General features: G+C 51.4%; 11 protein-coding genes and 2 tRNA genes. 6 read left to right on the forward strand and 7 right to left on the reverse strand.

Annotated elements, in window-relative coordinates; genetic code table 11:
- The first annotated feature begins 110 nt into the window (after window positions 1-110).
- The 6 genes from ACQGQ5_RS08685 to ACQGQ5_RS08710 all read left to right on the forward strand — a co-directional run bounded on the left by ACQGQ5_RS08685 (window position 111) and on the right by ACQGQ5_RS08710 (window position 4,258).
- Window positions 111-1,553, forward strand: coding sequence for a cell adhesion protein (locus ACQGQ5_RS08685; protein WP_455736134.1), 1,443 nt, complete (start codon window positions 111-113; stop codon window positions 1,551-1,553).
- On the forward strand, window positions 1,550-2,896 hold the full coding sequence (locus tag ACQGQ5_RS08690; protein WP_455736135.1) for an ABC transporter permease: 1,347 nt from the start codon (window positions 1,550-1,552) through the stop codon (window positions 2,894-2,896). The genes ACQGQ5_RS08685 and ACQGQ5_RS08690 overlap by 4 nt, the downstream gene beginning before the upstream one ends.
- A gap of 123 nt (window positions 2,897-3,019) precedes the next feature.
- A tRNA-Asp gene (locus tag ACQGQ5_RS08695) sits at window positions 3,020-3,096 on the forward strand.
- A 3-nt stretch (window positions 3,097-3,099) separates the two neighbouring features.
- Window positions 3,100-3,175: transfer RNA gene (locus ACQGQ5_RS08700), tRNA-Thr, on the forward strand.
- A gap of 105 nt (window positions 3,176-3,280) precedes the next feature.
- Window positions 3,281-3,676 (forward strand): type II toxin-antitoxin system HicB family antitoxin, encoded by a 396-nt coding sequence (locus ACQGQ5_RS08705; RefSeq protein ID WP_455736136.1) that lies wholly within the window; start codon window positions 3,281-3,283, stop codon window positions 3,674-3,676.
- Between the two features lie 204 nt (window positions 3,677-3,880).
- Window positions 3,881-4,258 (forward strand): VOC family protein, encoded by a 378-nt coding sequence (locus ACQGQ5_RS08710; RefSeq protein WP_455736137.1) that lies wholly within the window; start codon window positions 3,881-3,883, stop codon window positions 4,256-4,258.
- A 112-nt stretch (window positions 4,259-4,370) separates the two neighbouring features.
- Here ACQGQ5_RS08710 and ACQGQ5_RS08715 read toward each other — a convergent pair whose 3' ends face one another.
- From ACQGQ5_RS08715 to purC, 7 genes are all read right to left on the reverse strand, one after another.
- Complete coding sequence (locus ACQGQ5_RS08715; RefSeq protein WP_455736301.1) at window positions 4,371-4,961, reverse strand: zinc dependent phospholipase C family protein; 591 nt, start codon at window positions 4,959-4,961, stop codon at window positions 4,371-4,373.
- Window positions 4,962-5,171: 210 nt separating this feature from the next.
- A complete protein-coding gene (gene guaA, locus ACQGQ5_RS08720) occupies window positions 5,172-6,710 on the reverse strand; it encodes a glutamine-hydrolyzing GMP synthase (RefSeq protein WP_455736302.1) in 1,539 nt (512 codons plus the stop codon).
- A 63-nt stretch (window positions 6,711-6,773) separates the two neighbouring features.
- Complete coding sequence (glmS, locus tag ACQGQ5_RS08725) at window positions 6,774-8,600, reverse strand: glutamine--fructose-6-phosphate transaminase (isomerizing) (protein WP_455736138.1); 1,827 nt, start codon at window positions 8,598-8,600, stop codon at window positions 6,774-6,776.
- A gap of 89 nt (window positions 8,601-8,689) precedes the next feature.
- Window positions 8,690-9,967 carry an adenylosuccinate synthase gene (locus tag ACQGQ5_RS08730; RefSeq protein ID WP_455736139.1) on the reverse strand — a complete coding sequence of 426 codons (1,278 nt, stop codon included), beginning with the start codon at window positions 9,965-9,967 and terminating at the stop codon, window positions 8,690-8,692.
- 157 nt (window positions 9,968-10,124) lie between these two features.
- Window positions 10,125-11,555 (reverse strand): adenylosuccinate lyase, encoded by a 1,431-nt coding sequence (gene purB, locus ACQGQ5_RS08735; RefSeq protein WP_455736140.1) that lies wholly within the window; start codon window positions 11,553-11,555, stop codon window positions 10,125-10,127.
- A 25-nt stretch (window positions 11,556-11,580) separates the two neighbouring features.
- Window positions 11,581-13,014 carry an amidophosphoribosyltransferase gene (gene purF, locus ACQGQ5_RS08740; protein ID WP_455736303.1) on the reverse strand — a complete coding sequence of 478 codons (1,434 nt, stop codon included), beginning with the start codon at window positions 13,012-13,014 and terminating at the stop codon, window positions 11,581-11,583.
- A gap of 35 nt (window positions 13,015-13,049) precedes the next feature.
- On the reverse strand, window positions 13,050-13,754 hold the full coding sequence (gene purC / locus ACQGQ5_RS08745) for a phosphoribosylaminoimidazolesuccinocarboxamide synthase (RefSeq protein WP_455736304.1): 705 nt from the start codon (window positions 13,752-13,754) through the stop codon (window positions 13,050-13,052).
- Window positions 13,755-13,818 lie beyond the last annotated feature (64 nt).

Genomic DNA, 13,818 nt, shown 5'->3' on the forward strand with positions numbered 1-13,818 from the left:
TATCACTGAAGAAAAAAACTTTCACCTCTGACAATGATGAAATTGAGCGTGTCAATGAAGACTATGAAGGCAATAACGCCGACTATAGCCTTACCATTCCGGAATTATATATGAAACGAATTGGCGACGGAGCGGGTACTCTGAAATTTACAATTTATTACGACGACGATAAATCAAAAACCTATTTGGCACAAAAGACCATCTTTGACCCCGACAGCACCAGCAGCGACACGGAGGATCAGGGAAAACTGGTCGTGCAGTCCTATCAGCTTGACCACACGCCGGTCAAAGAGGGCGAAAAATTCAATCTGACCTTCACGCTGAAAAATACCGGCAGCGTCGTCTGCGACAACATCATGGCCGTGCTGGACACCTCCACGGCGGAGGGAATCAGCATCAACGGGGTCACGGATACGCAGTATATCAACACGCTGGATACCGGCGCCACCGCCGCCATTTCCTATCCTATGACCTGTCTCCCAAAAATGACAACCAACAACTACGCGATCAGCCTGATTCTTTCCGCGGATGAGCTGGATAAATCCGTTCCTTCAAAAGTCTTTATTCCCGTGACCGGCACCAAGACGGACAAGGACGAAACCACCAATGAAAGTAAACCGCTGATTATCATAGAAAATTACGATTACGGCGGAAAAGCGGTGATGGGCGGTAAAGAATTCAATCTTGCCATGCGCTTTAAAAACACCAGTGCCAACACGCGGATTGAGAACCTGAAAATCACCGTTTCCTCTGTGGCCGGCGACGACGACAAATCCGTGGCGGGCGCGTTCACTCCCGCGAAGTCCTCCAACACCTTTTATATTCCCAAGGTCGGCCCAAACGCGGTCTTTGCCGAACAGATCGCCCTGATCCCCAAAGCCGACGCCACCCCGAATTCCTACGGCGTTTCCATCGCCTTCAATTATGAGGCCGTTCTGGACGGCAAGCGGGAGGCTATTGATGCAACAGAGACCATCTCCATCCCGCTGACGCAGTCCGACCGTTTTGAAGCAAATGAAGCGGATCTGCAGGGGCCGATTTCTCTGGGCGACTCCGGCCAGCTGAATATCAATTATGTAAACAAGGGCAAAAGTAAAGTATTCAATCTTTCCGTCAAGCTGGACGGAAATTTTACCACTGGCGAGTCAAACACCTATATCGGCAATGTGGACTCGGGCGTCGGCGACACGTTTCAGGCTACGCTGAACCCGACTGAAGAGGGGACCCTGACCGGCACGGCGACCTTCAGCTACGAGGACGCAAATGGAGAAATCAAAAATCTGGTCAAGGAATTTTCCTGCGAGGTAATGCCCGCAATGGGTCCGGGCGATGGGATCGATTCCGAACCCTCCGTCCCGGCAAACGCGGGCGCCTCTTCCCCGCCGCTCTGGGGAATTTTTGCGGGAATCGGAGGAGTGATTGCGGGAATCATCGTATTGGTCGTCATACTTAAGAAACGAAAAGCAAAGAAGTTGAAACAGCTGGAGGAAAGCGACGATTACGACGACCTTCCCATAGAAGCCAGTCAGTCTGCCAATGAGGAAAAGCCATGAAATGGAAAGACATGCTTTCAATGGCGCTCGGCAATCTGTTCAAACGCAAGGTCCGAACCCTTCTGACGGTGATGGGCGTTGTGATCGGGACCTGCGCCATCGTCGTTATGATGTCGTTCGGCATCGGAATCAAGCAGTCCATGGAAACCATGATGCAGGACATGGGCGACCTGACGGTTATCACGGTTAACAATGCGTCGCAGACTCCGGATTCGGCGGCGTTGGACGACAAAGCGCTGGAAGAGGTAAAAGCCATGAAGGAGGTGGTGGCCGTCACCCCCATCTTTTACCTTGACCCTTCCGTCATTACCATTAAAAGCCGGAAATACAGCTATCAGGGAATGATTTACGGCGTTTCGATGAATGCTCTGAAAGAATTCGGATATCAGGCGGAAACCGGAACGCTCCCGGCGGGAGGAGCCCCGGAAACGACCATTCTGTTTGGCAAAGACGCGGAATACGATTTTATCGACAGCCGAAAATCCAGCAACAACATGATTTTTCCGCAGGCCGACAAAAACGGCAAGATGCCCGACCCTTACGTTTCCGCCCTCACCGACAAATTTCAGGCCGAGATCAACCTGCCGGAGGACTCCACCTCGAAGACCAAACCGATCAAGCTGCAATGTATCGGTACTCTGGTGGAAGACTGGGGAAAGAACCCCTCCCCCAGCCATTCCGTTTTTATGGATGTCACCCTTGCGAAGCAGCTCCGTGATCAATACAACAAGCTGAACAATATCAAAAAGGACCCCAACAAAAAAGACGGATACGACAGCGCAAGTGTGAAGGTCGCTTCCGTAGAGGCTGTCCCGGACGCGGAGAAGGCAATACAGGATATGGGCTTCTCCACTTACAGCATGGAAAGTATCCGTAAACCGCTTGAGGAGCAGATGAAAACCATTCAGATGATTCTGGGCGGTCTTGGCGCAATCTCGCTTCTGGTAGCGGCTCTGGGGATTGCAAACACCATGCTTATGTCCATCTACGAAAGGACCCGTGAAATCGGGATCATGAAAGTGCTCGGCTGTGTCGTTCGGAATATCCGCACCATGTTCCTGATCGAAGCCGGAACCATTGGGTTTATGGGCGGCGCGATCGGGATTGCGCAGAGCTACGCGATCTCTTTTCTGATCAACACCCTGTACGCCGCGCAGAGCGCGGGCGGCGGTAATGCGGTGGGAGCCACGGCCGGCGGTTCCGCTGTTCAGATCTCCATCATTCCGCTCTGGCTGGCGCTGGGAGCACTTGTCTTCTCTACTATGATCGGTCTGGTTTCCGGATTTCATCCCGCGAACCGGGCCGTCAAAATCAGCGCGCTGACCGCGATCAAGCAGGAGTAGCGGGAACCCTCCCCGATTTTCCGGGGAGGGTTTGTCAAATAAAAAATAATTATTTTTTTGTCGTTTATCTGTTGACAACTAACGGCCTTTTCAGTATAATGATATTCGTTGTCCACGGTAAATGGCTCGGTAGTTCAGCTGGTTAGAACGCTAGCCTGTCACGCTAGAGGTCGTCGGTTCGATCCCGATCCGAGTCGCCATTTGCTGCTATGGCTCAGTTGGCAGAGCACATCCTTGGTAAGGATGAGGTCATGCGTTCGAATCGCATTAGCAGCTCCATTGATTGCCCGTCAAATGTAGGTTTGACGGGCTTTTTGTATTAATATTTACAGGTTCTTTCCTTTGGCCCCCTGTATAGGTTGTAACGAATTGGAGGTGCTTACTATGAAAAAAGTTTATCCCGTTGTCCTCACCCCGGCAGAACATGGGTATGTCATATACGTCCCTGATCTACAGATTAACAGTGAAGGAAAAGACCTTGCCGAAGCAATATATATGGCGCGTGATGCAATTGGTCTCTGGGGTATTAGCGAGCAGGACGACGGCCGAAAAATTCCCGAACCATCTTCATCGGCAGACATTGACCATGATCCGGATGAAATCGTAACTCTGGTCGATATTGACTTCGACGCTTACCGGCGTGCGAATGATATGCGGACAATTCGCAAAAACGTAACTGTTCCCAGCTGGCTTAATGATTTGGCCGAAAAAGCAAACGTCAACTTTTCACAGGTCTTACAGGATGGTCTAAAACAGCGGCTGCATGTTTCTGACCGGTAAACTGGCCCGATAAAGGCGGGGATTCTTTACGACCATTGAAACATAAACCAAACTGAAATTTCACAAAAGGAATTCATTTCCATGTGAAGGGGAGCAATAATTTTTGTTGACTTTATTGTTTGCTGCATGTAATATTAAACCGTTATAAAATTTGTGTGATGTGTGACAATCAGCAAGAATCTGACGAAATATGGAGGATAGAAAATGATTAGAAACGTTCCTACAGGCCTCGCTCACGTGGCAATTCCCGCCGGTGACTTTACCACGACAGTAGAATTCTATAAAAATCTTGGTTTTGTACCGGTTGTGATGCATGAATTTTCCTGCATTCTGGAAAACGGAAGCTGCCGTTTGGAAATTTACCGCCGCCGTGCGGATGAGAAGCCCGCCGGTGCGATTGATCATATCGCCCTGGTGAGTGAAAATATCGACGCGGCATACGAGGAAATCGTTGCAATGGGATACAAAATCGTCAGCAACGGAATCGAATCAAACGAAATGTTTGCTCCCAAAAGCAATCGTTTTTTTCTGTTCTTAGGGCCTAACAATGAACGGATTGAATTCGCTCAGGTTTCGGACTAAATCCAGACGGTGGAAGCTGCAAACAAAAACCCGTTCAAACTTACGTTTGACGGGTTTTGTGCTTTTCAGCATCTGATTTTATTAATTAAATATTCAGTGAAAGTACAATAATCTACGCTGTCTTTCTCATGTTCATCTCCTGCTGCAATACCTGATTGTACTGCGAAAGGATGGCAAGGCTGACGGAGAGCACCAGTACCGCACACGCCTGGATGGCACAGAACAGTTCCGTACCAAAATCGTATTCCTTTGCCGGTCTCTTTTCAATCAGGCCGCGCATCCTGTTGTTGATTTCCGCTACACCCTTCGGAACGGCCGCGTTTGCCACATAATCCATCCCGCGAAAAGCGGAGTAATTTTCCCTCATAAACTGCAGCAATTCATTCTCATACCGGACATGCTCCCTGATGCTGCCGCTGAATTGAGAGCTGTGTGCGCAGCAGAAGAAATCCGCGTAGTAGTGACACAAAATGCCAAGCTTTTTGGACGCTTTCGCGCCGATGATCCGATCATCGTTCCTGCAAAGCTTTTCCGTCTTTCTGCGCACCATCTTATTGCAGTATCTCATTTTGTGAGGACGCAGAAAGGAGATTCCATGGTCGGGGCACGTATTGCCCGTTAAAAAACGCGATTTATTTAAAACTATGCCGTATTTCTCGTTCAGGTACTCATACACAATGGTTCCAATTAAAATATGATTCATGCTGTTCAAATCCATTGTCCTCCCGCCGTCTGTTGTATAAACCTTACTCAATATAACATACCTATTTTTATTTTTAATATTTTAAACGTATAACCATAACTTTCTATTGCCGGGGCGTATAGAATCAAGAATGTCAGGCAACCCTCTTTTCACAAAAAAGGAAAAGCCCCGGGGTGTCCGCCATCACGCGGTTTCCGAGGCTTTCGATTATTATTCCCACTCGATTGTGGCCGGTGGCTTGCTGGTAATGTCGTAAACAATGCGGTTGACGTGTTTGACCTCGTTCACGATACGGTTGGAAATTTTGTCAAGCAGGTCGTAAGGGATTCTGGCCCAGTCAGCAGTCATAAAGTCGGAGGTCGTCACGCCGCGCAGCGCAATGGTATAGTCGTACGTTCTGCCGTCGCCCATAACGCCGACGCTCTTGATGCCGGTCAATACGGCAAAGTATTGGTTGATGCTCCTGTCAAGGCCCGCACCGGCGATTTCCTCACGGAAGATCGCGTCCGCATCCTTCAGGATATCCAGCTTCTCGGTGGTGATCTCGCCCATAATGCGGATGGCGAGCCCCGGCCCCGGGAACGGCTGTCTCCAGACCAGGGGGCCCGGAATACCGAGTTCCAGACCGACTTTGCGGACCTCATCCTTAAACAAATTTCTGAGAGGTTCAATCAGACCTTTAAAATCAACGTCATCCGGCAGTCCGCCGACATTGTGGTGGCTCTTGATGACCGCCGCATCCCCTGCCCCGCTTTCCACAACGTCCGGATAAATCGTGCCCTGGCACAGATAGTCCACATGGCCGATCTTTCTGGACTCTTCTTCGAAAACGCGGATAAACTCTTCCCCTATGATTTTTCGCTTGCGCTCAGGTTCGGAAACACCGTTCAGCTTTGACAAAAAGCGTTCCTGCGCGTTTACACGAATCAGATTCATATCGAACTGTTTACGGAAAACATTTTCTACGTCGTCGCCTTCGTTCTTTCGCAGGAAACCGTGATCCACGAAAATACAGGTAAGATTTTTACCCACCGCTTTATGAACCAGCAGAGCCGCAACAGAGGAATCCACCCCGCCGGAAAGCGCGCAGATCACCTTGTTATCGCCCACGGTCTCTTTAATCTGCTGAATGGTCGCCGCCGCGAAGGAAGACATCTCCCAGTCCCCCGCACAGCCGCAGATCTGATAGAGGAAGTTTCGCAGGATTTCATTGCCGTGCACGGTATGCTCCACCTCGGGGTGAAACTGCAGGGCATAAAGACGTTTCCCCTCGTTTTCCATGGCCGCGGTCGGACAGTTTCCGCTTGTGGCAGTCACCCGGAACCCGTCGGGAACTTCCGCAATATAAATGGTGTGGCTCATCCAACAGACCGACTGCTTTTCCAGACCGGAAAGCAGCGCACTCGTCGGATCGAAATCCACGGTTGTTTTTCCGTATTCACGCACTTTGCTGCTTTCCACCCTGCCGCCGAGCAGATAGGCCATCAGCTGCGCGCCATAGCAGATTCCAAGCACGGGAATCCCCAGTTCAAATATCCCGGGGTCACATTTAGGGGCATTCTCATCATATACCGTGTCAGGCCCGCCGCTGAAAATAATCCCCTTGTATCCTGCCGTCCCGATTTGTTCGGCAGTGGTCTTATAGGATTTAATCTCACAGTATACGTTTAAATCCCGGACCCGCCGCGCAATCAGCTGGCTGTATTGCCCGCCAAAGTCGAGAATTAAAACCGCTTCGTTCTGCGTCATATGTTCGTGCACTTCCATTCTTTGAACTGTCGCCGGATTTTACAGAAGCAACAGAGTAATCTTTTATTCAACAGTCACCGATTTTGCAAGATTGCGGGGCTTATCAATGTCGCAGCCCTTCATCGACGCAACATAATACGCGAAAAGCTGCAGAGGAACGACCGCCAGAGACGGCAGCATCATTTCACACATTTCGGGAATGTACAGCGTATGGTCGGCCACCTGCTCGATCTTCGTATTGTTTTCGGTGGTCAGGCCAAGCACCACGGCGCCGCGCGCCTTGACCTCTTTTACATTGCTCATCATTTTATCGAAAAGCATCTTCTGGGTAGCCAGCGCCACCACCAGCGTACCATCTTCCACAAGGGAAATGGTGCCGTGCTTCAATTCGCCGGCCGCGTACGCGTCGGAGTGGATGTAGGAAATCTCCTTCAGCTTGAGGGAGCCTTCCAGAGACATCGCATAGTCCAGGTTTCTGCCAATGAAAAACACGTCCCTTACATTAAAGAACTGCGACGCAAGGAATTGGATATGTTCTTTGTTGTTGAGAATCTCGGCAATTTTATCGGGAAGCTCCTGAAGCTGCGAAACGTAATAAGCGTAATCCTCTTCGGAGAGGTTCCCAAGCTTGTCGGCAAAATAGATCGCCAGCAGATAAATGACCGCAAGCTGGGTGCTGTAAGCCTTTGTCGTCGCCACGGCGATTTCGGGACCGGCCCACGTGTAAAGCACGTCGTCGGAATCATTGGCAATGGAGCTGCCGACCACATTGACGATGGAAAGCGTTCTTGCGCCGAGCTTCTTTGCCTCGCGCAGCGCCGCCAGCGTATCCGCCGTTTCGCCGGACTGGCTGATGACAAGCACCAGGACTTTATCGTCGATAATGGGATGGCGATATCGGAATTCGGAAGCGACATCCACTTCCACGGGGATGCGCGCAAATCTTTCCAGAATATATTTCGCAATCATCCCCACATGGTACGCGGAGCCGCAGGCCAGAATAAAGATCTTGGAAAAGCTCTTCAGCTGTTCCGCCGTCAGGGTGATATTGTCCAGAACAATTTTCCCATCCTGAATCCTGGGGGAAATCGTGTCCCTCACCGCTTTGGGCTGCTCCATAATTTCCTTGGCCATAAAATGCTGATATCCGCCCTTTTCGGCGGCGGAAATATCCCAGTCGATATGGCAGGGCTCTTTCGGAACGATTTCCTTATCCGTATTATAAATCATCACGGATTCTTTCTGAAGCACGGCGATTTCGTTATCGTTCAGACGGTAAATATCCCTTGTCTTACTTAAGATAGCGGGGATGTCGGAAGCAATAAAGTTTTCGCCCCTGCCAAGGCCGACGATCAGCGGGCTGTCTTTTCTGACGGCGACAATCTGGTCGGGGTTATCCTCACAGATGATGCCGAGAGCATAAGAACCCTCCACCTTATTGATGACACGGATAACGGCGTCCAGAATATCCCCTTTATAGTAGTATTCCAGAAGCTGCGCGATCACCTCCGTATCCGTTTCCGATACGAAATTGATCCCCTTTTTGATGAGCAAATCCTTCAACGAGAGATAGTTTTCAATAATTCCATTGTGAACAACGGCAAATTTTCCGGAGTCACTGACCTGAGGATGGGAATTGATATCCGACGGTTTTCCGTGTGTCGCCCACCTGGTATGGCCGATTCCCACAGTACCGAGGACGTCTTTTCCCCCGTTGATCATGTCGCTTAATACCTTCAGCCTTCCCTTCGCCTTCATAACATGGAGGGAAGTTCCGTCATAAACGGCGATTCCGGCTGAATCATAGCCCCGGTATTCCAGTTTTTCCAGTCCGCTCAGCAAGAAAGGAGCAGCCTGGTCGTCTCCGATATAGCCAACGATTCCACACATAGTATCACACTTTCTCCGGTAGAATTGAATCTGAAAATAACGAGTGCCAACACTGCCACCGGAAATGTTAGCACTCCATTACGGGAACCTTATCTGTAAATAATATCTTCACGCGCAGGGCCGTTGGAAACAATCTTAATCGGAACTCCGATCTCCTTCTCGGCGAATTCGATATACCGGCGCGTATTTTCCGGAAGATCCTCATAGTTCCGGATCCCGCGGATATCGCATTTCCAGCCGGGCAAAGTCTCAATAATCGGTTTGCAGTGTTTCAGCTGTACGGTCGGCGGGAAGGAATCGATCCGTTTGCCGTTCAGCTCGTAGGCTACGCAGACCGGGATTTCATCCAGATACCCCAGTACATCCAGAACGGTCAGCGCGACGCAGGTAGCGCCCTGCACCTGGCAGCCGTACCGGGAAGCGACCAGGTCCAGCCAGCCCATTCTGCGCGGGCGCCCGGTCGTGGCGCCGAATTCGCCGCCGTCGCCGCCCCTGCGGCGAAGCTCGTCGGCCGGTTCCCCGAAAATTTCGCTGACAAATTCCCCCGCGCCGACGGCGCTTGAGTAGGCTTTTACCACCGCGATAATCTCCCTGATTTCATAAGGAGGAAGGCCCGCTCCGATAGTGCCGTATCCGGCCAGCGTCGAAGACGAGGTAACCATGGGATAAATCCCGTGGTCGGGATCCTTCAAGGCGCCGAGCTGTCCTTCCAGCAGGATGTTTTTTCCTTCCTGAACCGCTTTGTGCAGAATGGAAAACGTATCCGCGACATAGGGCTCCAACAGCTTCTTATATTCCATCAGCTGATTGTAAATCTCATCGGCCGTCAGTTTGGGCTGATGATACAGATGCTCATACAGCACGTTTTTCAGCGTAACGACCCGGTCGATCTTCTCCCTCAAAGAGCTTTCATCGTCGTAAAGCTCGCTGATCTGGAAGCCGATCTTCGCGAACTTGTCGGAATAAAAGGGAGCGATTCCCGACTTTGTCGATCCAAAGGAATGGGAAGAAAGACGCGCTTCCTCGAACGTGTCGAGCTGAATATGGTATGGCATGACCAGCTGCGCGCGGTCAGAAATAACGATGTTCGGCTTCGGAACGCCGCGCTCCTGAAGCGCGTTCAATTCCTTGACAAAATTCTCCACGCTGAGCGCAACGCCGTTGCCGATGATATTCGTGATATGGCTGTAAAAGACACCGGATGGCAGCTGGTGAAGGGCAAATTTGCCGTAGTTGTTTATAATGGTGTGGCCGGCATTGCTGCCGCCCTGAAACCGAATAACAATGTCGGACTGAGCTGCTTCGACATCGGTGATTTTCCCCTTGCCTTCGTCTCCCCAGTTTGCGCCAACAATTGCTTTAATCATATGCATTCACTCCGCCGTGCCGCTACGGAATTCGCTGAAAAACTGCCCCGCGGCCGAATTTAGGCAGTATGGAAACAACTCAATTATAATATCACACTTATTCTGAAAAGCAAAGCAGAATCAACAATAAAAAATAATTCCTGTTTCGCCGTATCAATTACAAATTTATTTCCGTTTTTTCATCGGGAATAAACTCGTAAGGCGCAATCGCCCTGCCGACTACCTCGGAAATAAACTCCTCCGTCTGCTGCGGCGCCCTGCCCACATACTTTTCCGGCCTGACAATCGCGTAAAGCTCCTCGAGCGTCACGCCGAAGATCGGGTCGGCGGCAATACGGGAAAGCAGGTCGTTTTCTCCGCCCTCTTCCTTGACCACCTTGGAAGCGGCCATGGAATGCACCCGGATCCTTTCGTGAAGCTGCTGCCGGTCCGCGCCGCGCTTGACGGCGTCCATCATGATGTTTTCCGTCGCCATAAACGGCAGCTCCCTTAAAAGGTGCTGCCCGATTACCTTCGGATAAACAACCAGTCCGTCGGCGACGTTCGCGTACAGGTTCAAAATGCCGTCCACGGCAAGGAACGCCTCCGGGACGCTGATACGCTTGTTCGCGGAATCGTCCAGCGTACGCTCAAACCACTGCGTCGCCTCCGTAACAGCCGGATTAAGGCTGTCGACCATGACATATCTGGAAAGGGAAGCGATCCGCTCGCTGCGCATCGGATTGCGCTTATAGGCCATCGCCGAGGAACCGATCTGGTTTTTCTCGAACGGCTCTTCCACTTCCTTCAGATGCTGCAAAAGGCGGATATCATTGGAAAATTTCGCCGCGCTCTGCGCGATCCCGCTCAGGACGGAAAGCATCTGGCTGTCCAGCTTGCGCGAATACGTCTGCCCGGAGACTGCAAAGCAGGAGGTGTACCCCATCTTTTCGGCAATGAGTTCGTCCAGCTTTTTCACCTTTTCGTGGTCGCCGTCAAACAGCTCCAAAAAGCTGGCCTGCGTGCCGGTGGTGCCTTTGGAGCCCAAAAGCTTCGCCTTGGAAAGCTGATACTCCGCATCCTCCAAATCCATCAGCAGATCCTGTATCCAGAGCGTGGCCCGTTTGCCCACCGTGGTGGGCTGTGCCGGCTGGAAATGGGTAAACGCCAGCGTGGGCAGGTCCTTATACCGCACGGCGAATTTGGAAAGCACGCGGATCACGCCGACCAGCTTGTTCCTTACCAGCCGCAGAGCTTCCGTCATGATAATAATGTCCGTGTTGTCGCCCACATAGCAGGACGTCGCGCCAAGATGGATGATCGGCATGGCCTTCGGACACTGCTGCCCAAAGGCATAGACATGCGACATCACGTCGTGACGCACCACTTTTTCACGCGCTTCGGCGACCTCGTAATTGATGTCGTCCTGGAACCGGATCATTTCATCGATCTGTTCCTGCGTGATGTTCAGCCCGAGTTCTTTTTCAGCCTGCGCCAGTGCAATCCACAGTCTGCGCCATGTTCTGAATTTTTTATCCGGTGAAAACAAATATTTCATTTCGTCGTCCGCATAGCGTGACGAAAGCGGTGATTCATAAGTATTTTTCAATGGTATGATCCTCCAAACAGGAATATTACAGCCGTTTGATCGGTGTGCAGTAGTCGTAATTCTTATTTGCAATCAGATAATCCGGCACGGGCGCGGGATATTTGCCGGAGAAGCACGCGTCGCAGAACCCGCTGCACCCGCCCATCATTTTCGGCAGATTGTCCAGGTGCAGAAAATCGATGGAATCCGCGAAGCTCATCTTCCCGATTTCCTCAATACTGTGCTGGCAGGCAATCAGATCGTCCTTGGACGGAATGTCCGTCCCGTAATAGCACGGCCATAAAAACGGCGGAGAGCTGATCCTGAGATGGACTTCCGTCGCGCCTGCGTCCTTCAGCATGGTGACGATGTGCGCGCTGGTCGTTCCGCGTACAATGGAATCGTCCAGCATGACCACCCGTTTCCCTTTTACGCAGGAGGAAAGCGCATTGTGCTTGATCCGTACGCTGCGCACCCGCTCGGACTGGTTTGGCTTGATAAAGGTCCGTCCGATATAAGTATTTTTTACAATTCCCTTTTGATAGGGGATACCCGATTCCTCGCTGTAGCCGATCGCGGCGTCAATTCCGGATTCCGGCACGCCTATTACGATATCCGCTTCGACCGGCTTTTGCCTTGCAAGCAGGCGCCCGGCTTCTTTACGCGCCTCATAAACGCTTTTCCCGTCAATATAGCTGTCCGTTCTCGCAAAATAAATATACTCAAAAACACAGAGCGATTTTTCCACGCTTACCGGGTCCTTGATGGAGCGCAGGCCGTTGCTGTCCACAACAACGACTTCCCCCGGTTCCACGTCGCGTACATATTCCGCGCCGCACGCGTCCAGCGCGCAGGTTTCGGACGCAAAAATATAGGAACGGCCGATCCTGCCAATACAAAGCGGCCGGAAGCCGTGCGGGTCGCGCGCGGCAATCAGCTTCTGCGGGCTCATGACCACGAGGGAATACGAGCCCTGGATTTTCGTAAGCGCGCGGTGGACGGCTTCCTCGATCGAAGGAGCGTCCACGCGCTCCCGCGCAATGATATAGGCGATGACCTCGGTATCGATCGTCGTCTGGAAAATACATCCCCTGTGTTCCAGCTCGTGGCGAAGCTCATAGGCGTTGGTCAGATTCCCGTTGTGGGCAATCGCGAGGGTACCCTTGATATACCGCATGACAAGGGGCTGCGCGTTTTCGCGCACGCTGCCGCCCGCGGTGGAATAGCGGACATGGCCGACCGCCATCTGGCCGACAAGATCGTCAAGGATTTTATCGTTGAACGCTTCGGTGACAAGGCCCATGTCCTTCGAGTAGGAAATCACCCCGCGGTCGCAGACGGCGATTCCGCAGCTTTCCTGCCCCCTGTGCTGCAAAGCGAGAAGCCCGTTGTAGGCAGCGTAGGCGGGCGCCGTCCCGCCGTCGGAATAGATTCCGAAAACGCCGCATTCTTCGTGCGGCTTGGAAAAATCGTAATCCATCACAGAGCTGTTCAAATACTCACCATCCCTATACATTATAAACCGATGCGCTTCATTACCTCGGCGTAAGCCTCTTCCACTCCGCCCAAATCTCTGCGGAAGCGGTCCTTGTCAAGTTTTTCGTGGGTGTTGACATCCCAGAAGCGGCAGGTATCCGGGGAAATCTCATCCGCAAGGATAATCCCGTCGGCGCAGCGGCCGAATTCCAGTTTGAAGTCGATCAGCTCGATGTTGACGGAGAGGAAAAACTCTTTCAGAATTTCGTTGATCTTCAGCGACATGGCGCTGATCTGATCGATTTCTTCCTTCGTCGCGAAATCGGCGGCAAGGATGTGGTATTCGTTGACGATCGGGTCGCCCAGTTCATCATTCTTATAGCAGAATTCCAGCACGGTGGTCTTCATCGGGGTGCCTTCCTCCAGGCCGAGCCTTTTCGCGAGGCTGCCGGCCGCTTTGTTGCGGACGATTACCTCAAGCGGGACGATTTTTACTTTTTTTACAAGCGTTTCCCGGTCGCTCAGCTCTTTGACAAAATGCGTTTTGATACCGTGTTTTTCCAGCAGCTGGAACAAATAATTGGACATTTTGTTGTTAACGACGCCTTTGCCGACGATTGTCCCCTTTTTCTGTCCGTTAAAGGCAGTCGCGTCGTCTTTGTAATCGACAATGCAGTAGTCCTTATCATCCGTCGCGTAAACCTTTTTTGCCTTGCCCTCATAGAGAAGCTCACATTTTTTCATCATTATTTTCCTCCTATAAATGATTTATATCCATACTCTGAATATGCGGATTTTTCTACTCCAT

The organism is Caproiciproducens sp. (assembly GCF_053840905.1).